General features: G+C 56.2%; 27 protein-coding genes. 18 read left to right on the forward strand and 9 right to left on the reverse strand.

Going from position 1 to position 24,592, the window contains the following annotated elements; all coding sequences use genetic code 11:
• Positions 1-127 precede the first annotated feature (127 nt).
• The 4 genes from trxB (at position 128) to DSM25558_RS18965 (ending at position 4,119) form a co-directional block, all read left to right on the forward strand.
• Positions 128-1,102 (forward strand): thioredoxin-disulfide reductase, encoded by a 975-nt coding sequence (gene trxB, locus DSM25558_RS18945; RefSeq protein ID WP_077106244.1) that lies wholly within the window; start codon positions 128-130, stop codon positions 1,100-1,102.
• Positions 1,103-1,125: 23 nt separating this feature from the next.
• Entirely contained in the window at positions 1,126-2,022 is an 897-nt protein-coding gene (locus tag DSM25558_RS18950; RefSeq protein WP_077106295.1) for a LysR family transcriptional regulator VtlR, read from the forward strand.
• Between the two features lie 590 nt (positions 2,023-2,612).
• A complete protein-coding gene (locus DSM25558_RS18960; protein WP_077106246.1) occupies positions 2,613-2,903 on the forward strand; it encodes an ArsR/SmtB family transcription factor in 291 nt (96 codons plus the stop codon).
• A gap of 103 nt (positions 2,904-3,006) precedes the next feature.
• Positions 3,007-4,119: an alkene reductase gene (locus DSM25558_RS18965; protein WP_077106247.1), complete on the forward strand. Its 1,113-nt coding sequence runs from the start codon at positions 3,007-3,009 to the stop codon at positions 4,117-4,119.
• A gap of 50 nt (positions 4,120-4,169) precedes the next feature.
• Here the strand turns inward: DSM25558_RS18965 and DSM25558_RS18970 are convergent, their stop codons facing one another.
• Positions 4,170-5,171, reverse strand: a complete 1,002-nt coding sequence (locus DSM25558_RS18970; RefSeq protein ID WP_143240168.1) for an NAD(P)H-binding protein — start codon at positions 5,169-5,171, stop codon at positions 4,170-4,172.
• Positions 5,172-5,274: 103 nt separating this feature from the next.
• Here DSM25558_RS18970 and DSM25558_RS18975 point away from each other — a divergent pair, with 103 nt between their 5' ends.
• Positions 5,275-6,219 (forward strand): LysR family transcriptional regulator, encoded by a 945-nt coding sequence (locus DSM25558_RS18975; protein WP_077106249.1) that lies wholly within the window; start codon positions 5,275-5,277, stop codon positions 6,217-6,219.
• A 14-nt stretch (positions 6,220-6,233) separates the two neighbouring features.
• Here the strand turns inward: DSM25558_RS18975 and DSM25558_RS18980 are convergent, their stop codons facing one another.
• On the reverse strand, positions 6,234-6,509 hold the full coding sequence (locus DSM25558_RS18980; RefSeq protein WP_077106250.1) for a DUF2188 domain-containing protein: 276 nt from the start codon (positions 6,507-6,509) through the stop codon (positions 6,234-6,236).
• Positions 6,510-6,697: 188 nt separating this feature from the next.
• On the opposite strand from DSM25558_RS18980, the gene DSM25558_RS18985 reads away from it, so the two are divergent.
• The gene (locus DSM25558_RS18985; protein ID WP_077106251.1) at positions 6,698-7,804 is read left to right on the forward strand and encodes a calcium:cation antiporter; all 1,107 of its coding nucleotides are present in this window, start codon (positions 6,698-6,700) and stop codon (positions 7,802-7,804) included.
• 50 nt (positions 7,805-7,854) lie between these two features.
• On the opposite strand, the gene DSM25558_RS18990 is transcribed toward DSM25558_RS18985, so the two are convergent.
• Positions 7,855-9,057, reverse strand: coding sequence for a pyridoxal phosphate-dependent aminotransferase (locus tag DSM25558_RS18990; RefSeq protein ID WP_077106252.1), 1,203 nt, complete (start codon positions 9,055-9,057; stop codon positions 7,855-7,857).
• Between the two features lie 206 nt (positions 9,058-9,263).
• Here DSM25558_RS18990 and DSM25558_RS18995 point away from each other — a divergent pair, with 206 nt between their 5' ends.
• From DSM25558_RS18995 to DSM25558_RS19015, 4 genes are all read left to right on the forward strand, one after another.
• Positions 9,264-10,181: an EAL domain-containing protein gene (locus DSM25558_RS18995; RefSeq protein ID WP_077106253.1), complete on the forward strand. Its 918-nt coding sequence runs from the start codon at positions 9,264-9,266 to the stop codon at positions 10,179-10,181.
• Positions 10,182-10,412: 231 nt separating this feature from the next.
• A complete protein-coding gene (locus DSM25558_RS19000; protein ID WP_143240165.1) occupies positions 10,413-10,676 on the forward strand; it encodes a hypothetical protein in 264 nt (87 codons plus the stop codon).
• A 142-nt stretch (positions 10,677-10,818) separates the two neighbouring features.
• Positions 10,819-11,721 (forward strand): DMT family transporter, encoded by a 903-nt coding sequence (locus DSM25558_RS19005; RefSeq protein WP_077106296.1) that lies wholly within the window; start codon positions 10,819-10,821, stop codon positions 11,719-11,721.
• A gap of 438 nt (positions 11,722-12,159) precedes the next feature.
• A complete protein-coding gene (locus DSM25558_RS19015; protein WP_042617292.1) occupies positions 12,160-12,375 on the forward strand; it encodes a cold-shock protein in 216 nt (71 codons plus the stop codon).
• A gap of 870 nt (positions 12,376-13,245) precedes the next feature.
• Here DSM25558_RS19015 and DSM25558_RS19020 read toward each other — a convergent pair.
• Together DSM25558_RS19020 and DSM25558_RS19025 are read right to left on the reverse strand one after the other, a co-directional pair.
• Positions 13,246-13,533: a hypothetical protein gene (locus tag DSM25558_RS19020; protein WP_077106256.1), complete on the reverse strand. Its 288-nt coding sequence runs from the start codon at positions 13,531-13,533 to the stop codon at positions 13,246-13,248.
• 391 nt (positions 13,534-13,924) lie between these two features.
• Positions 13,925-14,620: an MBL fold metallo-hydrolase gene (locus DSM25558_RS19025; protein WP_077106257.1), complete on the reverse strand. Its 696-nt coding sequence runs from the start codon at positions 14,618-14,620 to the stop codon at positions 13,925-13,927.
• 210 nt (positions 14,621-14,830) lie between these two features.
• Here DSM25558_RS19025 and DSM25558_RS19030 point away from each other — a divergent pair, with 210 nt between their 5' ends.
• The 5 genes from DSM25558_RS19030 to DSM25558_RS19050 all read left to right on the forward strand — a co-directional run bounded on the left by DSM25558_RS19030 (position 14,831) and on the right by DSM25558_RS19050 (position 18,989).
• On the forward strand, positions 14,831-15,430 hold the full coding sequence (locus tag DSM25558_RS19030; protein WP_077106258.1) for a DUF1236 domain-containing protein: 600 nt from the start codon (positions 14,831-14,833) through the stop codon (positions 15,428-15,430).
• Positions 15,431-15,651: 221 nt separating this feature from the next.
• The gene (locus tag DSM25558_RS19035; RefSeq protein ID WP_103584412.1) at positions 15,652-16,164 is read left to right on the forward strand and encodes a MarR family winged helix-turn-helix transcriptional regulator; all 513 of its coding nucleotides are present in this window, start codon (positions 15,652-15,654) and stop codon (positions 16,162-16,164) included.
• A 2-nt stretch (positions 16,165-16,166) separates the two neighbouring features.
• Positions 16,167-16,880, forward strand: coding sequence for a response regulator (locus DSM25558_RS19040; RefSeq protein WP_077106260.1), 714 nt, complete (start codon positions 16,167-16,169; stop codon positions 16,878-16,880).
• 39 nt (positions 16,881-16,919) lie between these two features.
• Entirely contained in the window at positions 16,920-18,299 is a 1,380-nt protein-coding gene (locus DSM25558_RS19045; RefSeq protein WP_077106261.1) for an ATP-binding protein, read from the forward strand.
• Positions 18,300-18,410: 111 nt separating this feature from the next.
• Entirely contained in the window at positions 18,411-18,989 is a 579-nt protein-coding gene (locus DSM25558_RS19050; protein WP_077106262.1) for a hypothetical protein, read from the forward strand.
• Positions 18,990-19,021: 32 nt separating this feature from the next.
• On the opposite strand, the gene DSM25558_RS19055 is transcribed toward DSM25558_RS19050, so the two are convergent.
• The 4 genes from DSM25558_RS19055 to DSM25558_RS19070 all read right to left on the reverse strand — a co-directional run bounded on the left by DSM25558_RS19055 (position 19,022) and on the right by DSM25558_RS19070 (position 21,416).
• Positions 19,022-19,363 (reverse strand): tRNA-binding protein, encoded by a 342-nt coding sequence (locus tag DSM25558_RS19055; RefSeq protein WP_077106263.1) that lies wholly within the window; start codon positions 19,361-19,363, stop codon positions 19,022-19,024.
• 11 nt (positions 19,364-19,374) lie between these two features.
• Complete coding sequence (proC, locus tag DSM25558_RS19060; RefSeq protein ID WP_077106264.1) at positions 19,375-20,193, reverse strand: pyrroline-5-carboxylate reductase; 819 nt, start codon at positions 20,191-20,193, stop codon at positions 19,375-19,377.
• 3 nt (positions 20,194-20,196) lie between these two features.
• Positions 20,197-20,697: a type III secretion system chaperone family protein gene (locus DSM25558_RS19065; protein ID WP_077106265.1), complete on the reverse strand. Its 501-nt coding sequence runs from the start codon at positions 20,695-20,697 to the stop codon at positions 20,197-20,199.
• 455 nt (positions 20,698-21,152) lie between these two features.
• Positions 21,153-21,416 (reverse strand): accessory factor UbiK family protein, encoded by a 264-nt coding sequence (locus DSM25558_RS19070; RefSeq protein ID WP_077106266.1) that lies wholly within the window; start codon positions 21,414-21,416, stop codon positions 21,153-21,155.
• Positions 21,417-21,722: 306 nt separating this feature from the next.
• On the opposite strand from DSM25558_RS19070, the gene lgt reads away from it, so the two are divergent.
• The 3 genes from lgt to pgeF all read left to right on the forward strand — a co-directional run bounded on the left by lgt (position 21,723) and on the right by pgeF (position 24,591).
• A complete protein-coding gene (gene lgt, locus DSM25558_RS19075) occupies positions 21,723-22,535 on the forward strand; it encodes a prolipoprotein diacylglyceryl transferase (protein ID WP_077106297.1) in 813 nt (270 codons plus the stop codon).
• Positions 22,536-22,549: 14 nt separating this feature from the next.
• Positions 22,550-23,650, forward strand: coding sequence for a class I SAM-dependent methyltransferase (locus DSM25558_RS19080; protein WP_077106267.1), 1,101 nt, complete (start codon positions 22,550-22,552; stop codon positions 23,648-23,650).
• 146 nt (positions 23,651-23,796) lie between these two features.
• Positions 23,797-24,591, forward strand: coding sequence for a peptidoglycan editing factor PgeF (gene pgeF / locus DSM25558_RS19085; RefSeq protein ID WP_077106268.1), 795 nt, complete (start codon positions 23,797-23,799; stop codon positions 24,589-24,591).
• Position 24,592: the final 1 nt, after the last annotated feature.

Genomic DNA, 24,592 nt, shown 5'->3' on the forward strand with positions numbered 1-24,592 from the left:
ATGCAAGGCTGCCCTTGAATATCGTCTCTGGACACTCTTAAATACTTGGCAGTGAAGGGGCGCATCGTGATGGAGCCAGTATGTTGGGCTCGGATGTCTGGCAGCCCCTGTTTGAAAGGAACGTTCCATGTCTGCCCGCCATACCAAGGTCCTGATCATCGGCTCCGGCCCCGCCGGCTACACCGCCGCGATTTATGCGGCGCGCGCCATGCTGGAGCCCGTTCTCATTGCCGGCATGGAACAGGGCGGCCAGTTAATGATCACCACCGATGTGGAAAACTACCCTGGTTATGCCGACCCAATCCAGGGGCCATTCCTGATGGACCAGATGCTGAAGCAGGCAACCCATGTCGGCGCTGAAATCGTCAACGATCTGGTGACGGATGTCGAGACGACGCGGCGGCCCTTTACCGTCAAAACCGATTCCGGCGCGGTCTGGACTGCGGATACATTGATCATATGCACGGGCGCGAAAGCCAAGTGGCTGGGCATAGAGAGCGAGCAGCAGTTTCAAGGCTTCGGTGTTTCCGCCTGCGCGACATGCGATGGCTTTTTCTATCGCAACAGAGACGTGATCGTCGTTGGCGGCGGTAATTCGGCGGTGGAAGAAGCGCTTTACCTGTCCAACATCGCCAAGTCAGTTACGGTCGTGCACCGCCGTGACAGCTTCCGCTCAGAAAAGATCCTTCAGGAACGTATTTTCGCGAAGGACAATGTCAACATCATCTGGAACAGCGAGATCGCCGAGATTACCGGCACGCCTGCCAAGCACCCCATGCCGCCTTCGGTAACCGGTGCGAAAATCCGCAATACCAATACCGGTGAGATCACCGACATGCCGATCCACGGTGTATTCGTGGCCATCGGCCATGCGCCTGCGGTGGAACTGTTTAAAGACAAGGTAAAGTTGAAGCCGAACGGCTATATGTGGACTGCACCCGATTCGACGGCGACCGATGTCGAGGGAATTTTTGCGGCAGGCGATGTGACGGATGATACATATAGGCAGGCCATAACTGCCGCCGGCATGGGTTGCATGGCCGCTCTTGAGGTGGAACGTTTTCTCGCAGCGCAAGCCCCGCTTGCCATTGCCGCTGAATAAGAAGGGCTAAACACCGCATGCCTCTGCCATTGGACTGGGACAAACTGCGCATCTTTCATGCGGCTGCCGAAGCTGGTTCCTTCACCCACGCTGCAGATAAGCTGCATTTGTCCCAGTCGGCCATCAGCCGCCAGGTCAGCGCGCTGGAGCAGGATGTCGGCGTCAAGCTGTTCCACCGCCATGCGCGCGGCCTCATCCTGACGGAACAGGGCGAGTTGCTGTACAGAACAGCGCATGACGTTTTGCTGAAGCTCGAAACCGTCAAGATGCAGTTGACGGAAACGACGGAAAAGCCGAGCGGCAAGCTGCGCGTCACCACTACTGTCGGCCTCGGCCAAGGCTGGCTGACGGACAAGGTGCAGGAATTCCTTCAGCTTTATCCTGACATGTCGATCCAGCTCATTCTCGATAATGAAGAAATCGACGTGAACATGCGCCATGCGGACTGTGCCATCCGTCTGCGCCAGCCGCAGCAATCGGATCTCATCCAGCGCAAGCTGTTCACCGTGCACATGCACGTCTATGCGGCCCCCTCCTATATCAATCGTTACGGAGAGCCCCAGTCGATCGAGGACCTCGATAATCACAAGGTCATATCGTTTGGCGAGCCGGCACCCAATTATCTTCTCGACGTGAACTGGCTGGAAAACGCCGGACGCTCGTCCGATAACACCCGCACCGCACATCTGCAGATCAACAGCCAGACCTCCATCAAGCGGGCCTGCCTGCTGGGAATCGGCATCGCCTGCCTGCCTGACTATATTGTCGGGCGCGACCCGGGCCTTATACAGTTGTCCCTGCCCGCCGATATCCCCTCGTTCGATACGTATTTTTGCTATCCCGACGAGTTGAAGAATGCAGCGAAGCTGAAAGTTTTCCGAGACTTCGTGGTCGCAAAAGCGCGCAACTGGAATTTCTGATGTCATACGCAGCGGAAAAATTCACTAACATATAAACCGCAACAACAACTTAGCCAAAGCAGCACGATCATCCGATTCGCGTCGCGGTAGGAAGATTTGCGAAATAAATATGACTGCAAATGATAGCGATGCACCGGACGCATGGCTGGCCTGCACAAAAAAGAGTTGTTTGCTGCCCAAAAAAGCAACATATCGCACACAGCTGATGCACACGGCGGCTTTTCCTCCCAGTTCCGCCGCGTCAGCTGTTCCCCTCTGGAGGTTTTTATAACCTTCACACTTATAAGGGCCCTGGAGCAATCCGGTGGCCCTCTTTTTTTGCCCGCAATATTTTTTCTGCGACCGGACGTTTATTAAACAAAACGCCCTTGTTAAGAGCGGCTTAGATTTCCATATTGAAGATAGCTGGTGCGGATGCTTTTGCGTCGGTCAGCTGTTCCCCTCTGGAGGTTTCGACCTTCAAAACTGTCAGGCCGCGGAGCAATCCAGCGGCCTTTTTTTTGCCAGTGGCACAATCAAAATTTGCTCCTCCCCTTGATATCGATAACTGTCGATATAAATATCGTTATGGACAGATATACGGAAACGACATGAACCACGAAGACGCCCTGAAGGCCATTGCTCATCCGGTGCGGTTGAAATTTCTGGAATGGCTGAAAGAGCCGGACCAGCATTTCAATCAGGCACACCCGTTTACCATGGGCGTGTGCGCGCATCAGTTCGAGATCAGCGGTCTTTCCCAATCGACGGTATCCTCCCACCTCGCCGCATTGCAGGCTGCGGGCCTGGTACGGTCGCGAAAGGTCGGGCAATGGAATTTTTATGAGCGCGACGAGGACAATATCGCGGCGTTTCTCGCCTATCTGAACCAGAAGCTTTAGAGCATCGGCCCGAAAAGTGTGAAGCGGTTTTCGGGCCGATGCTTGGATTTAAAATAAGCGCCTCCCAAGCGCTCTCTATCAACCAGAAGAGAAAGCCAACCCCATGACAAAACTGTTCGAACCGGCACAGGCAGGCGACATCGCACTGGCAAACCGCATCGTTATGGCACCTCTCACCCGCAACCGTTCACCCGGTGCTATTCCCAACAATCTGAACGCTGCCTATTATGAACAACGCGCCACTGCTGGCCTCATCGTCACGGAAGGCACGCCTGTATCGCAGCAAGGCCAGGGTTACGCCGACGTTCCCGGCCTGTACAAGCAGGAAGCCATCGATGGCTGGAAAGCGGTGACCGACGGCGTTCACAAGGCTGGCGGCAAGATCGTCGCGCAGATCTGGCATGTTGGCCGTATCTCGCACACATCGCTTCAGCCGCATGGCGGCCAGCCCGTTGCTCCCTCTCCCATAAAGGCCAACTCCAAGACCTACATCATCAATGATGATGGCACGGGCAGCTTCGCAGAAACATCCGAGCCACGGGAAATTTCGCTACAGGAAATCCCCGTCATTCTCGAGGATTATCGCACCGGCGCGCGGGCCGCGATCGATGCCGGTTTTGATGGCGTGGAAATCCATGCAGCCAACGGCTACCTGATCGACCAGTTCCTGAAGTCCGGCACCAACCAGCGCACGGACGCTTACGGGGGCTCGATTGAAAACCGTGCTCGCTTCCTGCTGGAAGTCGTGGACACTGTGACGAAGGAAATCGGCGCTGGCCGCACCGGCATTCGCCTGTCTCCCGTCACACCAGCCAACGATATTTTCGAAGCAGAGCCTCAGCCTTTGTTCGAATATGTCGCACGCGAACTTGGCAGCCGTGGCCTTGCCTTCATCCACGTCATCGAAGGTGCGACAGGCGGTCCGCGTGATTTCAAGCAGGGCGACAAGCCATTCGATTATGATGCGCTGAAAGCTGCCTACACCAATGCCGGTGGCAAAGGCCTGTGGATTGCCAACAACGGTTACGACCGCGAAAGCGCGATTGCCGCCACCGAAAGCGGCAAGGTCGATGCGGTCGCATTCGGCAAAGCCTTTATTTCCAATCCGGACCTCGTGCAGCGTCTGAAGGAAAACGCGGCTCTCAACGAGCCAAACCAGCAGACATTTTATGGTGGTGGCGCAGAGGGTTACACCGACTATCCCGCTTTGGCATAAAACGAAAAGGCCGCGCACTCATGTGGGTGCGCGGCTTTTCTCACTGCATATCATGCATGAGATACGACTTGTGGTTTCGTGCTGGTCATTTCCGGCTCAAAGCATTTTAGAGAAATGAGTGTCGCACGTACGGCTTCATCAATGGGTGTTTGCGACTCGACCCCAAGAAATCCGGTGAGCTTTTTATTGCTCATTCTGATCGGCGTCTTCCACAGATAGCGCATTTCGGCAACCTCTCGAAACATTGGGACGAACGGCGAGGCCAGCTTAAACAACCACCACGGCGTCTGCTTTACCTTGACCTTGTGCCCCACCACCCGCTCTATTGCTGATGACATGCCTCGCCCATTACCGTCCCAAAATCCATCCATGTGGTAGACTGCAAAGGGTTCAAGCGCGTCGGCACGGTCCAGCAGTCGCCCCATGGTTTCTGCGACATCCGGCAGGTAAGCCCACTGATGGCCAACGCCCGACGAATTGGGATTGGAAACCCGCGTGATCTTTTTGCCCGGCGTGACAAGCCCTTGACTGAACCAGCTGCTATTCGCACCCGGACCAAAGAAGTCACCGGCACGAACGATCAGCACCGGGGTTTCCAGGGTAGCGGCAGCGCGCAGCCGACGCTCCATCTCGACGCGAATGCCGCCCTTGCGGGTCACAGCATTTTGCGGGCTGTCCTCGGTTGGAGAGGAAAAAGCATCCGGCCCGAAATTATAAACCGTTCCCGGCAGCAATATCCGTGCACCCACTGCTTTTGCGGCAGCAATCGTGCTGTCCAGCATGGGCAGAACCAGCGTTTCCCAATTTCTATAGCCCGCTGGATTGACCGCATGCACGATGAGAGAAGCGCCCTTGGCGGCTTTCGTGACATCGGCAGCATTCATGACATCACCCAGCACCCATTCCTGTGAGGAATTGGTAGATGCAGGCATCTTGGCCCGCACAAGCGCACGGACGCGCCAGCCTCTGCGCAAAAGCATGTCCATGACATTTCTGCCAATGCCGCCGCGCGCGCCAAGAACCAGCGCCAATGGCTTGATCGTCTCTTGAATGCCTGTCATTTCTAAAACTCCATGTGAATTCGTGACTGGAGTATGAGCGAGACACACCCTATACGAAATTGTCTAAATGTGTTGATCGGCTATACGGAAATCGATGATCAGAGAACGCGAGATCAGCTGGGATTATTACCGCACCTTCCTCAACGTCCTGCGCGACGGATCGTTGTCTGCCGCAGCACGCGAACTCGGCATCACACAGCCGACGGTGGGTCGCCACATTGGCGCGCTGGAAGAAAGCATGGGTTTTCAGCTCTTCATTCGCTCCCCGCACGGGCTCGTGCCGACGGATGCCGCAATTGCGTTGAAGCCCTATGCGGAAAATCTGGCGGCAACCGCCTCCGCCCTCATGCGCGCCGCTTCGGGTGAAGTCGGAAAGATCGAGGGCGCCGTGCGCATCAGCGCGTCCGATATCATTGGCGTCGAAATCCTTCCGCCGATCATCGCATCACTTCAGGAGTTATATCCAAAGCTCGAGATCGAGCTTTCGTTATCCGATACGCTGGAGGATCTGCTGCGACGGGAAGCCGATATCGCCATCCGTATGACCGAGCCGGTTCAGGATGCAATCGTCATGCGCTACATCGGCAATTTCAAGGTCGGCTTTTATGCGAGCAGCGGCTACCTACAGAAAATGGGTACTCCGCTGTCCAAAGACGATCTCATCAATCACCGTCTCATCGGCTTCGACAGGAAAACACCCTTTATAAGAGCTATCCTTCAGCGGATGAGAAAAGACAATCCGAGCATTCCAGATGCGGAGAATATTCCATTCGCCATTCGCGCCGACAGCAACCTCGCTCAACTTTCCATGATACGGGCGGGTGCGGGCGTGGGAATGTGTCAGGTCGGCATTGGTCGCCGTGACGCAAACCTCATGCACGTTTTGCCGGAACTGGAAATACCACTGCACACATGGGTGGCGATGCATGAAAACCTGCGAACATCACCGCGCTGCCGCGCCGTCTTCAACGCGCTTGTGGACGGGCTGAAAGGTTTTCTGCGGACGACGGACGGCGACGCGCTGGTCAGCAAGAAGTGACGCTTTGCCCCTAGTCAGACAGCGTTACGGTTCGGTTGCTGCTCCTCGTAGCTATCCACCACTTCCGCTTCCGGTCTATCACCGCCCTGACTGTATTCCTCGTGCCAACGACCGGCTTCATCCTGATAGTTGATTTCCGTGTCTTCGTCGCCGACCTGCTGTTCGGCGGCGGCGATGCGCGCGGCTTGGAGGGCATCGGAATGCGTGGGGAATGTCTCCGAATAGGCACCGTCCATACGGTAAGCCCAGCCGCCATCATGCTCCACAATCTCATACACCACTTTGGTCATGCACACTTCCTCCTGATACATGGACGGACGGTGGCAACCTTTGCCGCAAACGCGCATTTGAAGGACGGGGTCGCGGCAGTATTGCCATGTCCTTGAATCCACTATCCTACCAAAATGCCCAATGTGCAAACCCCGCATATTGGTCTAACGCTGCAAAAATAAACATCTCACGACACGGAAGGGCGAATATGTCAGTTGCATCAACGCTGAAACAGGAGCGCATGTTGCTCGCGGCGGTGCCGGTCGCCATTGCCGCCTATATGGCCGAGCATGCGCTGATGGCTCAGGGCAAGACCATATCCTTCATCGTCGCGGCAGCATTGATCGGCGTCATCATTCTGGTGTCGATGCGGGTGGCGCATCATGCCGAAATTCTGGCCCACAAGGTGGGAGATCCCTATGGTACGATGATCCTGACGCTGTCAGCAGTGGCGGTGGAAGTGCTGATCCTCGCCATCATCATGCAGGAATCCACCTCCCCCACCCTGGTGCGCGATACGATCTATTCCGCCGTCATGATCGACATCAACGGTATCCTCGGCATAGCGGCACTGCTGGGCGGGCTTCGCCACGGCGAGCAGCCCTATAATGACGATTCCGCCCGTACCTATGGCGTGATGATACTGACCGCCATGGGCATCTCCATGATCGTGCCAGAATTCATTCCAGAGGCGAAATGGCACTATTATTCCATGTTCACCATCGGCGCTATGATTGCCCTTTACGCTCTGTTCCTCAAAATGCAGGTGGGCCCGCACAGCTATTTCTTCAGCTACAGCTATCCCCGCACGGAGCGAAAAAAGACAGCCGCCGAACAGAATGCCGATGACGAAGAAGACCGTCCCGCGTCCTACTCCATCGGCGTGATCCTTGTTGGCGTGGTGCTGATCGGTGTTCTCGCGGAATTCATGTCGGCTTTCCTAAGCTTCGGGCTGGAAGGCAGCGGCGCACCTGTTGCCCTGATGGCCGTCGTCGTCGCCACCATCTCGGCGGCACCTGAGATCATGACCGCGATGCGCTCTGCACTGCGCAACCGCATGCAGTCCGTGGTCAACATCGCCATGGGCGCTTCGCTCTCCACCGTCATTCTAACCGTGCCGGTCATGGAAGGCATTGCGCTCTATACCGGCCAACCCTTCATCATGGCCATGACGCCGGTGCAAACGGTCATGGTCTTCATCACCCTGATTGTGGCAGCGATCAACCTGAATGACGGAGAGACGAATGCCATCGAGGGGATGACGCATTTCATCCTTTTCGCGACGTTCTTGATGCTGTTGTTCTTGGGTCTATAAAACAAAAAAGCCCGGCATCGCTGCCGGGCTTTTCTTCGTTCGATCAATGATCAGCGGCAATTTGCGCAGAAGCGCTGGATGCGGTTGCAGGCTTCTTCCAGCAGTTTTTCCGATGTCGCATAGGAAATGCGGAAGTTGGGGCCGAGGCCGAAGGCGGAACCGTGGACGACGGCTACGCCTTCCGTTTCCAGAAGCTCGGTCACGAAGTCCTCATCCGTTTCGATGACCTTGCCCGATGGTGCCGTCTTGCCGATGAGGCCGGCGCAGGATGGGTAAACGTAGAACGCGCCTTCCGGCATCGGGCAATTGATGCCCTTGGCCTGGTTTAGCATCGACACGACCAGATCACGACGGCCTTCGAAGATTTTCTTGTTGGCCGGGATGAAGTCCTGCGTGCCGTTCAAAGCTTCGACAGCTGCCCACTGCGCGATGGATGTCGCACCAGAGGTCTGCTGACCCTGGATCATGTCCATGGCCTTGATGAGCTGCAAAGGACCTGCCGCATAGCCGATGCGCCAGCCGGTCATCGCATAGGCCTTGGAGACGCCATTCATGGTCAGCGTGCGGTCATAGAGCGAAGGCTCCACTTCGACAGGCGTCACGAACTTGAAGTCGCCATAGGTCAGGTGCTCATACATGTCGTCGGTCAGAACCCAGACATGCGGGTGCTTGACCAGAACATCCGTCAAAGCCTTCAACTCGTCGTGGCTGTAGGCAGCGCCCGATGGGTTGGACGGCGAGTTGAACAGGAACCACTTGGTCTTCGGCGTGATCGCCTTTTCCAGCGCCTCTGCCGTCAGCTTGAACTTGCCTTCCAGCGTCGTGTGCACGAAAACCGGTGTACCGCCGCAAATCGACACCATTTCCGGGTAGCTGACCCAGTAAGGTGTTGGAATAACAACTTCGTCGCCGGGGTTAAGCGTTGCCATGAAGGCGTTGAAAAGAATCTGCTTTCCACCCGTGCCGACAATCGTCTGCTCCGGCTTGTAGTCCAGACCGTTTTCGCGCTTGAACTTTTCGGCGATTGCCTTGCGCAGTTCGGGGATGCCCGAAACCGGCGTGTATTTCGTTTTGCCTGCGTTGATCGCGGCAATGGCTGCTTCCTTGATATTGTCGGGCGTATCGAAATCCGGCTCGCCTGCGCCAAGGCCAATCACATCGCGACCCTGAGCCTGCAATTCACGGGCTTTCTGGGAAACGGCGATGGTAGCGGAGGGCTTTACACGGGAGAGAATGTCGGCAAGGAAGGCCATTTTTATCGGTCCTATTGAAATTGACATCGGCAGAAGTTTGCGACTGTCGCCTTCTGCGCCAAGTGGTATGTCGAAAGACGTACCGGGTTTCAAGGGTAGATGCCACGAAAATGGTACCTTCGGTATATTTTAACATATGCTTAACTGGCTCTTAACGTTTTGCATGCTATGCTCCAGAGGTTGGGGTTATTTCCGGATACGACGCCATGGCACCGAAAAGCATTTTTTCGAATCTCGTGCGTGAAGACGATGGCTCGTGGTCTACGACCTACGCGCCCTATTCGCTCAAATCCGCGCTTCAGCCGATTTTCCGCCGTTTGTCGGATGGACGCTTCGATATCGACTCGTTCGAAGGTCTGGTCCGGCCCTATCAAGGCTCGGAGCTGGTTTCACCCGCACAACTTTTTGCGCAGGTGCGCCCCGATGACATCGAGGCGATCGACAGCATTTTGCGCACCATCCACATTCTCAACACCGGCGCGCTGGAACGGTCGCGCGCGCGCATTTTCGTCAACTTTCATCCCGGCCTTTTCCGCACCCCCGACAAGATGCGACAGGAAGTGGAGCGCATGCGGCTTTCCGCCCATGAGGCGGGCATGTCGCCGGACCGGATCGTCTGCGAAATCGCTGAAAAGAATGCCTCCGATACACGGCTGGTGGCTGATTTTGCCGGCCACATGCGGGCCATGGGTTTTCGCGTGGCGATTGCCGATTACGGCGCAGGCGATTCCGACATCGAGCGCGTCAAGCTCATCAAGCCTGACTACGTCAAGTTCGAAGCCGCCTGGGCGCGCCACTTCATCAAAAACTCTGCAGGTGCCGCCCTCATCCGCGTGATCGTCGAACAATTTGCGCGTGAGGGCATCGAACCCGTGTTCGAAGCGCTGGAGGACGAGCGGGAAATCGAACTGTGCCTGGATCTCGGCGTTGCCCTGATGCAGGGCTATGCGCTGGCGAAACCAGAGCTGGCACCCACAAGCTTCAACCAGCGTTTTCCAGAGCTGCTAGGAGCGCCCCGCTCCAGCCTTTTCAGGCCCCCGGCAGATGGGCCAGCGTGTGTTATGCCGATACTTGAACCACGCGGCCTAAAGCCCGTTCGTGCCTTCGGAAAACGCGGTATTTGACGGACGTTTAATCCCCGTTAACCGTTGCCTTGGTATCGCCACAATAAATACGCCGGACTGTCTGAATTCGGTCCACAAGACGTCCACTTCAGAGCCCCTTTTATGCGTGTCGCGCAAAGCAGGAATAATGCGTCGCGACACACCACAAAAGCTGGCGAGAAAGACGGAAAAGGGACCGGGACAATGTTTCTCAATGATCGGAAATCGGCGGACCGGCTGAGAACACAACGGATGCTTTTTTCGGCATGGATGGCCCTGGCGGCGCTCGTCGTCATCATCACCATGGCCGCAGGATTGGTAACCTCCGCCCATGCCGAGGAAGCCGTGGACTACATCCAAACGTCTTCCATAGCATCGGCTCCTATTTCGAAAGCCTCCGACCGTATTTTCGTCATCGTTCTTGTCGTGACCGGCTTCGTGACCATGGCAATCGGCGGCGTCGTTCTGACCATGAACAGCATCCAGGAATCCTCATCGCGTCATCGCCGCGACTGATCAAGCGTCCCCGCCCTTTCACCTGCCTTGCCGCACCGCTGCTTTGCTGGTAGAGCAACGCGAAATCGGCATTTCGCCAAATCCAACACAGACTCGGTCATGAAGGTTGCGCAAAACGCAGCCTTTTGCATTTGGTGATCCCATGACACGCATTCAGGCCAATCTCGTTCTCTTGCTCGCAGCCGCGATCTGGGGCGGCGGCTTCGTCGCGCAATCGACGGCAATGGATACGATCGGCCCCTTCTGGTTTGTCGGGCTGCGCTTTGCCATCGCGGCGCTGGCTGTCTTACCATTTGCGATGAGGGAAACACGCCGCATGAAGGCGGCACCCAGCCGGAGCGAGTTCAGAGCTTTCATTCTCGTCGGCCTGGCGCTGTTCATGGGTGCGACCACGCAGCAGGTTGGCCTGCTGACGACCTCAGTCACCAATTCCAGCTTCCTGACCGCGCTTTACGTCATCTTCGTGCCAGTCATTGCCGTCACCATCTACCGCCGCCACCCACACTGGGTGGTGTGGCCGGGCGCGTTGATGATGCTTGTCGGTATCTATCTGCTGTCTGGCGGTGCCATCTCGCGCCTGACGAATGGCGACATACTGAGCATTATCTGCGCCTTTTTCTGGGCCATCCAGATCACGTTAGCCGGTCGCTACGTCATGCAGAGCAACCGGCCGCTGGCACTTTCCTGCACGCAGTTTGCGGTCTGCGCCGTGCTTTCCATGTTGATTGGGTTGTTAGTCGAACCGATCAACTACCAAGCCATCGCCTCCTCCATCACCGAAATCCTCTATGTCGGGCTGGTGTCGTCGGGTCTGGCTTTCGTGCTTCAGGTCATCGGGCAGCGCTATACGACAGCACCGCAGGCGGCGATCTTTTTGTCGTCGGAAGCCCTGTTCGGGGCGCTGTTTGCTGCTATATTTCTCCAGGAAACGATTCCAGCCGCAGGCTATATTGGCTGCGCCATCATTTTTGCTGCTATACTGCTGGTGGAACTGGTTCCGGAACTCTCCAAGAGGCGCAACGGCCGTGTAACAGCCGATATATAGCGTTCTCACCTTTTTATATCGACCGCACTTCTACCCTTTTCACGCGAAAATAGCCGTAAAATATCATTGTCAGCGATGTTTTCGTTTCCCAACTGCGGGACCGCGAGAAAAATTCTGCCTGCCATGCCCCAAACGTTTTGCAGCACCCCTGCGAAGCGTGAAAAAAGCGTGAAAACTTTTGCTTGCCAATTCAAAATAAACACAGCAATCTGTTGCGGTTCGGGCAAGTTGCGAGCATGGGAAGGCCTATAAACAAATGCATCGGGGACCTGATACTCCGAGCGGCGGGGACAAAATAACGTTGAGCAGAACGTCAAAAGCTTTCCACGCGATGGACCACTTTCTCAATTTTCAAAAACTGCCTGCCGTACGCCCTTGCGGGCAAAACTGTAATGCTGCCTGGAGCTGAACACAGGCAGAGCGAAAAGGACCTGATGCATGGCCGAGACTGGCACCGTTAAATTCTTCAATACCGACAAAGGCTTCGGCTTCATCAAGCCAGACAATGGTGGCGCCGATATTTTTGTTCACATCTCTGCCGTACAGGCTTCTGGCCTGTCCGCCCTTTCAGAAAACCAGAAAGTGAGCTTCGACACTGAACCGGATCGTCGCGGCAAGGGACCAAAGGCAGTCAATCTGCAGATTGATGGCTAACCCCTGACGACTTTCTCTTCTAGTTGAAGCCCGGCAGGAATGCCGGGTTTTTTTGGTTTTTGGCGGTAAAGTTGGAGCGAGGCGGGTCGCCACAGCAGAGCAACCTTCATCCATCATCCTGAGCTTGTCGAAGAAGAGGTGCCGCGAATGACGTGGTCGCGGGCCAGGATTTAACAGGATGCGCTGGCCTCCCCTCAAAGTGCGAAATGCAACGGTAGCACCCCTCATCCTGAGGGGCCCCGCAGGGGCCTCGAAGGACGAGGGGTGCGGCCTGGAAAGTGAGAGCGGTGCCAACCAAGGATGCTTCGAGGCTTTGCCCTTCGGTCAAAGCACCTCTCCTTCGACAGGCTCAGGATGATGCATGAGGACGGAGGGGGTGGCTAGTCACAAACCTATCTACCCGGTTCGTTACATTCTCTAAGAACCTGATCGCGCTGGCTTTCCCTCAAAGTGCGGAGTGACGACGGAGCAGCCCTCATCCTGAGGTGCCCCGCAGGGGCCTCGAAGGACGAGGGTTGCGGGCTGTGAAGTGAGAGGGGTGCCAACCAAGGATGCTTCGAGGCTTTGCCCTTCGGTCAAAGCACCTCAGCATGAGGACGAGGGTGTGGCTAGTCACAAACCTATCTACCCGGTTCGTTACTCTAAGAACCTGATCACGTTGGCTTCCCCACCAAATACGGAATGACCAAGGGGCAGCCCTCTCTCCCTCATTCCTGTGCTTGTCACAGGAATCCAGCCGACGCGCGTCTGCGTGGCGAGGAGAGTCTTTTCAGCCCAACGACTTGGGCTGGCTAGATTCCTGTGACAGGCACAGAAATGAGGGAGATTAGGGCACACCGACTCTTTCCCCAATACACAACACCATCCCATCTACCCACCACCATCACGACCGACTTTTATCTCGGCCATATAATCATCCAGCCTGCGCAGGGTTTCGATGCTGGGATGGATGGGCTCATATCGCAGGGGCTTTTCTGGCGGCAAGATCGTGTATGGCTGTTCCCGTGCAGGCGGAGCGTGCCTTCGCAAATGGTGGAGGTAGAGCGCTGCAAAACCAAGGATGAAAGCGCCCGGCATGTAGATGAGCAGCACCTTTACCGCGTCGGACATCATGCGGAATGTGTGCAGAAGGTCGGCCCAGAAACTGTAGGTCTCCATTTCATCTCCCCATTGGCAACGGTCATGGGCATGTAGCGCCATGGACATCATCATGTTGAAACGGAAAGCGACCGCCGGAGGGACGAACCTCTGGCGGCCGGGGAGTTAGAAAGCCGCGCGAAGACGACCACCCTGACCTTTAGGCCTGAGCCTTGGACATACGTCAGGGCCTCCCCAGCCATATGAGAGGCAGAGGAGCTATATAGTCACAATGGACCGCCTCAGCCACAAGTATCTATGGCTGAGGGGTGTCATCACGGTCGACACCGACCGCTTCGCGAGGGGTTTCTACGCCCCAAGACCGGCCCGTTACTTCCGGTCTCAATGCAACCTTAGCGAAAGTTGATCAAAGGGGAAATAGCTATTTTTAACATATCGGCGGGCTGCGGCGTTAGTCAGCGGTCTTATCTGTCTCCGCAGTCACCGCTGATTTCTGACCAGCATAAATCCCCTGCAAATACGGGTTCGTCCGACGCTCCTCCCCGATTCTTCCGCCGGGTCCATGGCCGCAAATGAAGCCGATATCATCGCCCAGCGGCAGGACCTTGTCGCGGATTGAGGCCAGCAGTTGTTCGTGGTTGCCGCCGGGGAGATCGGTGCGGCCGATGGAGCCGCTGAACAGAACGTCGCCCACATGGGCAAAGGCTTGGGCGCGATTGTAGTAGATGACGTGGCCTGGGGCATGGCCGGGGCAATGCAAGACCTCGAAGTGGTGGTCGCCGAAAGAAACGGTATCGCCATCGTTCAACCAGCGATCCGGTAACACGTTTTGAAGGCCGGGAATGCCGTATTTCTCGGCCTGCATCTCGATGCGCTCAAGAAGGGGCTTGTCATCCTCATGCGGGCCGATGATCGGCAGTGACAGTTTCTCTTTCAGCTCCTTGGCACCACCGGCATGGTCTAGATGGCCGTGCGTCAGCCAGATTTCTTTCAGCGTGATGCCGTTTTCGCTCACGGTCTGGATAATCACATCCACATCACCACCGGGATCGACAACAACGCCTTGTTTGGTGTCTTCATCGAAGAGAATGGTGCAGTTCTGCTGAAACGGCGTCACGGGAACGATGCCCGCCTGTAACTTACCCATGATCTCTTCCTTCCGTTTGTAAAACACGAATCCTCTATAAATGGGCATGCTCGGCGGCACAACAAAGCGAGAAGATAGAGTGTCCTTTAAAGGCAAGAAACAGGAAGTTCAGCCGCAATAGGCTTGCTCGCCCAAATGTTAGATATCACGAAAACGGGAACAGACGGGTAACTCGCGCGTTCTTGCCGCAGTCTTCAAAGGAGCGAGACAATGGACAAGAAGCTGAAACTTATGATTGCCGGTGGTGCGTTTGCGCTGCTCGCTGGATACGCGAATGCAGCGATGGTTGCGACCACGGCCTCTGATCTCTCCGTGCGGTCGGGTCCCGGTGAGGACTACCCGGAAGTGGGTCTTGCTACCCGCGGCAGCGATGCCGTTCTGGATGGCTGCATCGACGGCAGCGCATGGTGCCGCGTTGAAGTAAATGGCCTTCGCGGTTGGGCAAATGCCGATTATCTCAATGTGATGTATGAAGGCGCGCCCGTTATTTTGCGTGAGCGCCGTTCCGAGGTGAACGTGCCTGTCGTGACCTATGAAAAGACCTCCAGCGCGCAGGCCGAACCCAATCCCGGCGATCCAAATCTTGGTCGCGTGGGTGAAGTCGACCCGCCGGAAAACGTGATGACGTATATCGACCAGCATCCCGGTGAAACCGTCAGCATCGATGGCGACGTCGTGATCGGCTCCACCGTTCCTGCCGGCGCGCAGATGATGGAAGTGCCTGACTATGAATACCGCTACGTTCGCGTCAATGATCGCGCAGTTCTCGTAGAACCCAAGACACGTCGGGTTGTTTACGTATACCAGTAATCGCCTGTCACCAGGTTTGAGCAAAGAGCGCGGCATGTCCGCGCTCTTTTTGCGTTTGGAGCCGCCCTGACACATAATGATATTGAAGTCGGGCCGACGTCATATTATCGAACGCAACACAAAATGATCGCATCCATGCTCCCGTTTGCCACATTTTCGGGTAGTGTCGCAGCGTTGTATACGAGGTGCCACGTGGTGGCCGAGCAAAATAAGGAACGACAGTGCCTGCCCAGTCGATGAAAAAGGCCGCCGTCAAGCAAACTCCGGCTCTTCCGCACGTCGATGATGGCAAGATCGACTTCGATACGATTGAGGCATTCTTCTTTGCGTATCGGGACTTCGTCTCGGACCCGGATGTCATTCTGTCCAAACTGGATTATGGCAGAGCCCACCACCGCGTCGTCTACTTCGTCTGCCGCCAGCCGGGTATGACGGTGGCTGACCTGCTGGATACCTTGCAGATCACCAAACAAAGTCTTGCGCGCGTGTTGAAGCAACTGATCGATGACGGTTACATTCGCCAGATGGCAGGACCGGAAGACCGCCGCCAACGCAGGCTCTATCCTACCCTGACAGGCCGCGAACTAGCACTGGCGCTAAGCGACCCGCAATCACGGCGCATCGACCGTGCGCTTGAAGCCATGCAGCCGGAAGCACGGGCACATGTGCGCGAGTTTCTCGCCCGCATGCGTGATCCTGCAACCGAGAGGGCCTCGATAGAGGCGAAGGAGTGACGATGCCAAGTAGCGCGACGAAACAGCCATTGGCCGACGACGACGCCCCTCACCTGCTGATCGTTGATGACGATGCGCGTATTCGCGATCTGCTCCAGCGCTTTCTGGGCGACAAAGGATATCGCATCACCTCCGCCGCAGATGCTGCCGAAGCGCGGCGCAAGATGGAGGGCATCCGCTTCGATCTGCTGATTCTCGATGTAATGATGCCCGGCGAAAACGGCCTATCTCTCACCCGCTCGCTGAACGAAAACAAATCCGTTCCCGTCCTACTTCTGACAGCGCGCTCCGAAGCGGACGCCCGCATTGCGGGGCTTGAGGCTGGTGCAGACGATTATCTCGCCAAACCGTTCGATCCACGCGAGCTGGTGCTACGCATCAACAATATCCTGAGACGCAACACATCTCCCGATACGCCAAAAATCGAGCAGATCATCTTCGGCCCCTATAACTTCTCGGTTCCACGCAAGGAATTGCGGCGAGCTGCCGAGGTCATCCGCCTCACGGATCGTGAGCAGGAAATCATGCTGCTGTTTGCACTGCGCGCCGGTGAAACCATTCCCCGACATGAACTTGTGGAGGCGGATGCGGAGGTTGGCGAACGCACCATCGACGTGCAGATAAACCGTCTGCGGCGCAAGATCGAGGATGACCCGGCAAACCCCGTTTATTTGCAGACCGTGCGCGGCATCGGTTACCGTCTGAGCGTCGATTAACAGCGTGCATTGCGCAGGCGAATTCGAATAGGCAGGACAATGGCAAGCTGGGATTTTTTGACCGCAGCGAAAGACAGCGCACCTCTGCGCGCATGGCGTTTTTCGGCGCGCTGGCTTCGCCACTGGCTGCCAACGGGGCTCTACACACGCTCACTCCTCATCATCATCCTGCCCATGGTTCTGTTGCAGATCGTGGTCGCCGCCGTGTTTATGGAACGGCACTGGCAGATGGTGACGGAACGGCTGTCTGCCGCAGTGACACGCGATATCGCTGCCGTCATCGAGCTGCTGGAAACGGACCCTGAAGAGGACGACTATCAACGCGTGATCCGCATCGCCCGCGACCGCCTCGATCTCAGCGTCTATATCGAGCCGAAGCAGGAGCTGCCGGAAGCGCGTCCGCAGCCATTGTTTTCCATCCTCGATTCCATTCTCGCCGACCAGATCCAGCAACAGATCGGCAAGCCCTTCTGGATCGATACATTCGGCAACGGCGCACTGGTGGAAATCCGCATTCAGCTGGAAAACAAGACATTGCGGGTCTTCACACGCCGCAGCCAGACCTATGCCTCCAACACCCATATCTTCCTCGTCTGGATGGGCGGTGCCTCGCTGGTGCTGCTTGGAATATCCATTCTTTTTCTGCGCGGGCAGATCAGGCCTATTCTATCGCTGGCAAAAGCGGCGGAAAGTTTCGGACGCGGCCAGAAAATCACCGACTACTCGCCCAGAGGGGCAGATGAAGTGCGCCGCGCCGGTCTCGCCTTCATTCTGATGCGGGAGCGCATCGAGCGACAGATGGAACAACGCACCGCAATGCTGAACGGCGTCAGCCACGATCTGCGCACCATCCTCACCCGCTTCAAGCTTCAGCTTGCGCTGGCGGGTGATAATCCTGACCTGGAGGGTCTCGACAAGGACGTCGACGACATGCAGTCCATGCTGGAAGCCTACTTGGCCTTCGCCCGCGATGATGCCGAAGAGAGCATCGGAAAACTGCAACTGACACCTTTGTTCGAAAGGTTCAAAAGCGATTTCCAGATGTGTGGCAAGAGCTTCAGCTATCAGCTGAACGGCGTCGAAGAACTTGCCGTTCGCCCCAACGCCTTTTCGCGGCTGATCGGCAATCTGGCCGCCAATGCACATCGCTATGCCAGCACACTGGCAATAGAAATCCGCAAAGCACCCAAATCCATCACCCTCGTTTTTGATGATGATGGCCCGGGCATTCCGCCGGAATCGCGTGAGGACGTGTTCAAACCATTTTATCGGCTGGACGAAGCGCGCAACCTTAATGCATCAGGCACCGGGCTGGGTCTGTCCATCGTGCTCGACATTGCCCGCAGCCATGGCGGCGATGTGACATTGGACGACAGCCCACTGGGCGGGCTGCGTGTCGTGGTCAAGATTCCAGCATAATAATCAAAATCTTACAATAAAAATAGATATCTACGGCCAATCCCGATTTCGTATTAACGGAATATTAGAACCTTGTGCAGTTTATTACCATAAGTTGCAAAGGAGAAAGAGATGGCAACCAAGAAGTTTACAACAGTCCGCATTAAAAACGAAACCGGCGTAAAGCTGGCGAGCGTTGGTATCGTCCACAAATACAGCGATGAATACAATCAACAAAAGGAATGGCTGAACGTCCCCAACGGTACGTCGCCGGACGAAAAATTGATTGTGGAATACAACACCGGCTTCCTGACGACGGGCCGTGACTGGTGGAAAATCGTCGCCATGACCGAAGACGGTCGCATCTTTCAGTCTGCCCCTAATAATTTCCGTGGCTTCATCGATGACGTCGAGAACGTTCTGAATGAGTGCGGCTGGGACATCGTAAAGCTTGCGGCTGACATTACCATAAAGACGGAAGTCGGTGGTCTCGTTGCGATCCCTATCGGTGTCGTCACCGCTATCCTCACCGGCCTGTCCAACTCGGCGTCAACAGCCGGCTTCAAACAGTTCTTCCTTGAGAATAAAGACGTCGATCACGGCGTGGAAATCATTCTCAAGGCAAACGAGGTCGAGTTCAAAGCCATCGAATCGACGGCAACGACGCCTTTCGTTTCGACTGCTACCGTTGAGAAAAAAGTGGCCGCGTAATCACGATCGCACGGACGCTTTACCTTGAATGTTCAACACATCTTCTCGCCATTGGGAACAGCCTGTTCCACACTGGCGAGAACGATGGCTCCATCCTTGTCTGCTAAACCGAGTGTCAGCACTTCGGAGCGAAATGGTCCGATCTGGCGCGGCGGAAAGTTGACGACGGCCAGAACCTGCCGTCCCACCAGCGTTTCCAGCGTATAATGCACGGTGATCTGCGCTGATGATTTCTTGACGCCGATCTCTGGGCCGAAATCGATTTTGACCTTGAAGGCTGGCTTGCGCGCCTCTGGAAACGCTTCCGCTTCTATGATCGTGCCGACACGAATATCGACCTTTTCGAAATCGGCATAGGTGATCTGCTCGCTCATCGCCGCCCTCTTTAAACAGCCAGCTCTTCGGCACGTTTTTTTGCAGCCGCTATAGCCCTGTCAAAAATCGGCTGGATGCCATCGTCTGCCATCAGAACGGACAGCGCTGCAGCCGTCGTACCGCCGGGCGATGTAACGTTCTTGCGTAGGCGAGAGGCCTCGTCCGGGGACTGATGAAGCAACTCACCAGCCCCCGCGACGGTTTCCCGCGCGAGACGCATGGCGAGGTCCGCCGGCAAGCCACATTTACGACCCGCCTCCGCCATGCATTCCACGAGATAAAATACATAAGCAGGACCACTGCCGGACAGCGCCGTCACTGCATCGATATCGGCCTCCGTCTCCACCCATTCGACAGGACCGCTGACTTTCAGCAAGGTTTCGACCAGCGACCTTTGGGCCTCGGATGTGGCCTCGTTCGCATAGGCACCCGTTACACCACGCCCCACCATGGCTGGTGTGTTCGGCATCGCACGGATGGCAGCTGACTTGCCCAGATACGCCTCGATACCGGCAAGCGTTTTACCCGCCGCAATGGACACGATCACAGTCTGCGGCCCGATCAGCGGCTTCAATGGCGGCAGAACGGCCTCCATCAATTGCGGCTTGATGGCCAGAAACAAGATACCGGCTGTCGTGTCCTGCGGTGCTTCGGTCAGGTGCGTCGCACCCGCTTCGGCAATCAAACCCGTCATCGTATCGGAGGGACGGGGATCGATAACGATAATCGACGCCCCTGGAACGCCCCTTTTCAACCAGCCCGAAAGCAGAGCGCCACCCATATTGCCGGCACCGATGAGAACAAGCGGGCCAGATGCGAGAGACACCATGGCTCAGGCTTCCCCGACCGTCTCGAACAATGCGGCTTCCATGGCCGCCTTGGCTTCCATACCGGACCAGACGACGAACTGGAATGCCTGGAAATACTGCTCGCAGGCTTCAAGCGCGCTGGAGAGAAGCACTTCCACCTGCTGGTTCGTCGGCTCTGCACCGCCCGCCAGCAACAGAGACTGCCGGAAGATGATCACGTCTTCCTGACGCCACAAATCGAAGTGACCCATCAGCGTTTGACCGTTGACATGCGCCAAAAGACGAATGACCTCATTAACGCGATGGTCGGGAATTTTGATATCGAAAGCGCATGCCAGATGCAGCGCTTCAAACTGTTCCATCCATGAAAACGAAACATGATAATCCGCCCAACGGCCTTCGACCGTCATGGCAATTTCATCTTCGCCGGAGCGTTCGAACGACCAGTCGTTAGACGCGGCAACGAACTCGATCATATCGACCGGGTTGGAGTGACGCTCGACTTCAAATTCCATTAGGCTCATACGGCACCTTCTCAGCCGGAAATGAATGTTTTGTTTCGCACGCAAAGGTACAAAAAACGCACACGCAAATGCCGGGTTACAATACTTCAGGATGATGCCCGACGCCGCCAGAATAACGCAGTAAACATGTCTGGAGCTTACGGAGTTCGTTTCGAATCATCATTGAAAATCAGTGTATAACGAGCGAGTCCCCGCGCCACCCCCACAGCTCCGCTTTTGCAATCAGAACTGTGTATATCTCCTCGTACGAAACCTCAGTTGTGAGTCATAACTGACTCTGCCAATTGTGTTTTTCGAGTGTTTCCACAGACGTTAAAAAAAACTGAATGAAATCGCTTGCTTGCGGCTCCCGAATCCCCACTGCGGCGCAAACTGCTTCGAAATGATACAAAAACGAAAAATGCCGAACCCTTGAGAGGGCTCGGCATCAGAATCAAAAGCGCTTTAGCAGCGTATCAGGAAGCGGCCGTGGAGAGCTTTGCTTCCAGCGCGTCGATGCGCGCACGCAGGGCATCGTTCTCATCGCGCGCCTGAATGGCCATCTCGCGTACCACTTCGAATTCCTCACGCTTAACCAGATCAAGGCTATTGAGCCAGCGCTCGGCCTGAGCATGAAACGCCGTTTCAACTTCCTTGCGCATGCCCTGAGCGGCACCTGCTGCGTCCGTCATCAGCTTAGCGAATTCATCGAAAATACGGTTTGTGCCTGTCGTACTCATGGTGCGATGTCCTCGTCGGTGGTGGAAAAGGCAACGTGCCTTTCTGTTCATATCTTTCAGGTAGGCACTCGCTATTGCGGTTGCAAGCAAAATAAGGAACCGGCTTCTGATCACGCTGGCACGGGACCGTCATCATAGCGTCAAAGAATCGCCTTGACCGCACCCCTTTCAGTCGCCATTTTCCCGCTCCGGGAAAAGAATATTTTGTAAATCCAATGAAGAATTGGCCGCACTGACGTTCCGACCTTCAAGCGTAATAACCATGGAATCCGCGAATTGTTTGCACCCCTCGCCCAGTTTTCGATCATGCCGTTTCCCAATATCGATCCGGTGGCGATCCACATAGGGCCTCTTCCGATCCATTGGTATGGCATTGCCTATGTCTTCGGCATTATGCTGGGCTGGTATTATGCGCGTCGGTTGAGCCTTGCGGACCGTTTGTGGCCGCACGACAAATCGCCAATAACGCCCGTGCATCTGGATGACTTCATCGTCTGGGCCGCGGCCGGCATCGTTCTCGGTGGGCGCATCGGCTATATTCTCTTTTATGATATGGGCGCAATTATCGAAAACCCTATACGGGCCTTGCAGATATGGAACGGCGGCATGTCGTTCCACGGCGGGCTGATCGGCACGACGGTCGCGATGATCTTGTTTGCGCGCCGCAACGGCATTCCCGTCTGGAGCATGTTCGATATCATCGCCGCCGTCGCGCCGCTCGGCCTGTTTTTTGGTCGCATCGCCAACTTCATCAACGGCGAATTGTGGGGCCGATTGACCGATGTTCCCTGGGCCGTGATTTTCCCGACGGGCGGTCCCTTCGCGCGTCACCCGAGCCAGCTTTATGAGGCAGGTCTCGAGGGCATCGTGTTGTCGATCGTTCTTGCAATCCTTATCTATGGATTCAAGGCACTGAAAAGCCCAGGCATGCTCACCGGCGTCTTTGTCTGCGGTTATGCGCTGTCCAGAATATTCGTGGAGTTTTTCCGCGAGCCGGATGCGCAGATCGGATATCTCGCCGGGAACTGGTTGACCATGGGCATGGTTCTATCGACACCTATGTTCCTCCTCGGCGTGTGGGCAGTCATACGAGCGCGTCGCGCTGCTTTGTCATCGTAACTGGGTAAAACACCATGCCGACACCGCTCGCACGTCGTATAAAATCCCTCATACGCCTCAACGGCCCGATGAGCGTGACGGATTTCTTTGCGCTCTGCCTGGCAGACCCCGAACACGGCTATTACAAAACCAGACAACCTTTCGGTCGCACCGGCGATTTCGTAACGGCACCTGAGGTCAGCCAGTTGTTTGGCGAGATGCTCGGTGTCTTCATCGTCCACGCGTGGCAAAGACACGGCACGCTGGCCAATGCCCGCCTCGTGGAAATCGGCCCGGGGCGCGGCACCATGATGGCGGATATGCTGCGGGTCATTCAGCGCATCGCACCGCCGCTTTATGAAAGCATGAGCGTTCATCTGGTGGAAACCAGTCCGCGCCTGACCGAGACACAGCAACAGACCCTTGCCAGCCACGGCGACAAGATCGCCTGGCACGGGAGTTTCGACGATGTTCCGCCCGGCTTTTTGCTGATTGCCGCAAACGAGCTGTTCGATGCCATTCCCATCCGGCAATTCGTTAAGACGCCGCAGGGTTTCCGCGAAAGGGTCGTCGCGCTCGATGCCGACGACGAGCTGGTGTTTACTGCCGGGCTCGCCAGCATCGATCCAGACTTGCTACCGCCTCTGCCGGAGCGCCAGGCACCCGGAACGATCTTCGAATATTCTCCTGCCCGCGAAGCGGTGATGGCAGCCATTGCCCATCGGCTGAAAAGCAATGGCGGCACGGCTTTGATCATCGACTACGGCCACACCGTTTCCGGTTTTGGCGATACGTTGCAGGCGCTGCGCATGCATGAGTTCGATCCGGTACTGGCGCATCCCGGCGAAGCGGACCTTACCAGCCATGTGGATTTCGAAAGCCTTGTCAAAACGGCTGAAGCCAATGGCATCCACATCAATGGCTGCCTGCCGCAGGGCGATTTTCTACACGGACTTGGCTTGAGGGAACGCGCGCAGGCACTGGCCGCCAAGGCGACACCCGACCAAACGCTGGAAATTGCCGAAGCCGTCAACCGTCTGGCAGGTGAAGGCGTGGGCAAGATGGGTGAACTTTTCAAAGTGCTCGCCGTCTCCAGCCCGGCCATCCATCTGCTGCCGTTCCGCGCACTGGATTGACATCGGCACCGCGCTTGGGCCAACATCGTGCGAAATCGAAGCAGTGATAAACTGCCGTCTGCATCCCCTGTGGTGCGCTTCAATGGAAACACTCGCTCGCGAATATTCGTTTCAAAATCAGCGACATCCCAAGGATTGATACCGTGATGCAGGACGAAACTCTGCCGCTTCCCCTTCAGAGCCCCCTGCTTGCCTCATCGACCGGCAAGCACATAAGCCACGGCTTCTTCACTCGCCACGGCGGCGTCTCGGAAGGCATTTATCGCGGACTGAACGTCGGGCTCGGCTCGCAGGATGAGCGTCAGGCCGTTCTGGAAAACAGACGCCGCGTTGCCGCATGGTTTGGCCTGCCGTTGGAAAAACTGGCGACCGTGCATCAGGTGCATTCTCCCGACGTCGTCGTCGTTGATGACACTTATGATGGGGACAGGCCACAGGCAGACGCCATGGTTACCGCCACACCCGGCATCATTCTTGGCGTGCTAGCTGCGGATTGTGGCCCTATCCTGTTTGCGGATGCACAGGCAGGTGTGGTGGGTGCTGCCCATGCTGGTTGGAAGGGTGCCGTCTCCGGCGTTCTTGAAAACACTATCGACGCGATGATTGCGCTGGGTGCCAGCCGCGAGCGGATCGTTGCCAGCCTCGGCCCATCGATCAGCCAGGAAAACTACGAAGTTGGACCTGAACGCGTCGAAAGCCTGAAAGAGATGAACCCTGCCTACGCCGCCTATCTATCGCCCTCTCCCAATGCAGGCCATGCGTTCTTTGATCTCAAGCAATTGACGGTGGACCGTCTAATGGCTGCGGGTGTGACGGCGGAAAACCTGGGTATCTGTACTTACCCCGATGATGACAGCTTCTATTCTTTTCGCCGCACCACGCATAATCGGGAACCGGATTACGGGCGGCAGATTTCAGCAATAGCAATTCTGGAGAACTGAT

It is taken from the genome of Agrobacterium sp. DSM 25558 (assembly GCF_900100825.1).
Classification (GTDB): domain Bacteria; phylum Pseudomonadota; class Alphaproteobacteria; order Rhizobiales; family Rhizobiaceae; genus Agrobacterium.

Coding starts and splice junctions, on each gene's coding strand:
- DSM25558_RS19030 (WP_077106258.1), top strand. CDS start 14,831: ATGGACAAGAAGCTGAAACTTATGATTGCCGGTGGTGCGTTTGCGCTG.
- DSM25558_RS18985 (WP_077106251.1), top strand. CDS start 6,698: ATGTCAGTTGCATCAACGCTGAAACAGGAGCGCATGTTGCTCGCGGCG.
- DSM25558_RS19015 (WP_042617292.1), top strand. CDS start 12,160: ATGGCCGAGACTGGCACCGTTAAATTCTTCAATACCGACAAAGGCTTC.
- lgt (WP_077106297.1), top strand. CDS start 21,723: ATGCCGTTTCCCAATATCGATCCGGTGGCGATCCACATAGGGCCTCTT.
- DSM25558_RS18995 (WP_077106253.1), top strand. CDS start 9,264: ATGGCACCGAAAAGCATTTTTTCGAATCTCGTGCGTGAAGACGATGGC.
- proC (WP_077106264.1), bottom strand. CDS start 20,193: ATGGTGTCTCTCGCATCTGGCCCGCTTGTTCTCATCGGTGCCGGCAAT.
- DSM25558_RS18980 (WP_077106250.1), bottom strand. CDS start 6,509: ATGACCAAAGTGGTGTATGAGATTGTGGAGCATGATGGCGGCTGGGCT.
- DSM25558_RS19080 (WP_077106267.1), top strand. CDS start 22,550: ATGCCGACACCGCTCGCACGTCGTATAAAATCCCTCATACGCCTCAAC.
- pgeF (WP_077106268.1), top strand. CDS start 23,797: ATGCAGGACGAAACTCTGCCGCTTCCCCTTCAGAGCCCCCTGCTTGCC.
- DSM25558_RS18975 (WP_077106249.1), top strand. CDS start 5,275: ATGATCAGAGAACGCGAGATCAGCTGGGATTATTACCGCACCTTCCTC.
- DSM25558_RS19055 (WP_077106263.1), bottom strand. CDS start 19,363: ATGAGCGAGCAGATCACCTATGCCGATTTCGAAAAGGTCGATATTCGT.
- DSM25558_RS19040 (WP_077106260.1), top strand. CDS start 16,167: ATGCCAAGTAGCGCGACGAAACAGCCATTGGCCGACGACGACGCCCCT.
- DSM25558_RS19020 (WP_077106256.1), bottom strand. CDS start 13,533: ATGGAGACCTACAGTTTCTGGGCCGACCTTCTGCACACATTCCGCATG.
- DSM25558_RS19050 (WP_077106262.1), top strand. CDS start 18,411: ATGGCAACCAAGAAGTTTACAACAGTCCGCATTAAAAACGAAACCGGC.
- DSM25558_RS19005 (WP_077106296.1), top strand. CDS start 10,819: ATGACACGCATTCAGGCCAATCTCGTTCTCTTGCTCGCAGCCGCGATC.
- DSM25558_RS19025 (WP_077106257.1), bottom strand. CDS start 14,620: ATGGGTAAGTTACAGGCGGGCATCGTTCCCGTGACGCCGTTTCAGCAG.
- DSM25558_RS19045 (WP_077106261.1), top strand. CDS start 16,920: ATGGCAAGCTGGGATTTTTTGACCGCAGCGAAAGACAGCGCACCTCTG.
- DSM25558_RS19000 (WP_143240165.1), top strand. CDS start 10,413: ATGCTTTTTTCGGCATGGATGGCCCTGGCGGCGCTCGTCGTCATCATC.
- DSM25558_RS18960 (WP_077106246.1), top strand. CDS start 2,613: ATGAACCACGAAGACGCCCTGAAGGCCATTGCTCATCCGGTGCGGTTG.
- DSM25558_RS18990 (WP_077106252.1), bottom strand. CDS start 9,057: ATGGCCTTCCTTGCCGACATTCTCTCCCGTGTAAAGCCCTCCGCTACC.
- trxB (WP_077106244.1), top strand. CDS start 128: ATGTCTGCCCGCCATACCAAGGTCCTGATCATCGGCTCCGGCCCCGCC.
- DSM25558_RS19070 (WP_077106266.1), bottom strand. CDS start 21,416: ATGAGTACGACAGGCACAAACCGTATTTTCGATGAATTCGCTAAGCTG.
- DSM25558_RS19065 (WP_077106265.1), bottom strand. CDS start 20,697: ATGAGCCTAATGGAATTTGAAGTCGAGCGTCACTCCAACCCGGTCGAT.
- DSM25558_RS18965 (WP_077106247.1), top strand. CDS start 3,007: ATGACAAAACTGTTCGAACCGGCACAGGCAGGCGACATCGCACTGGCA.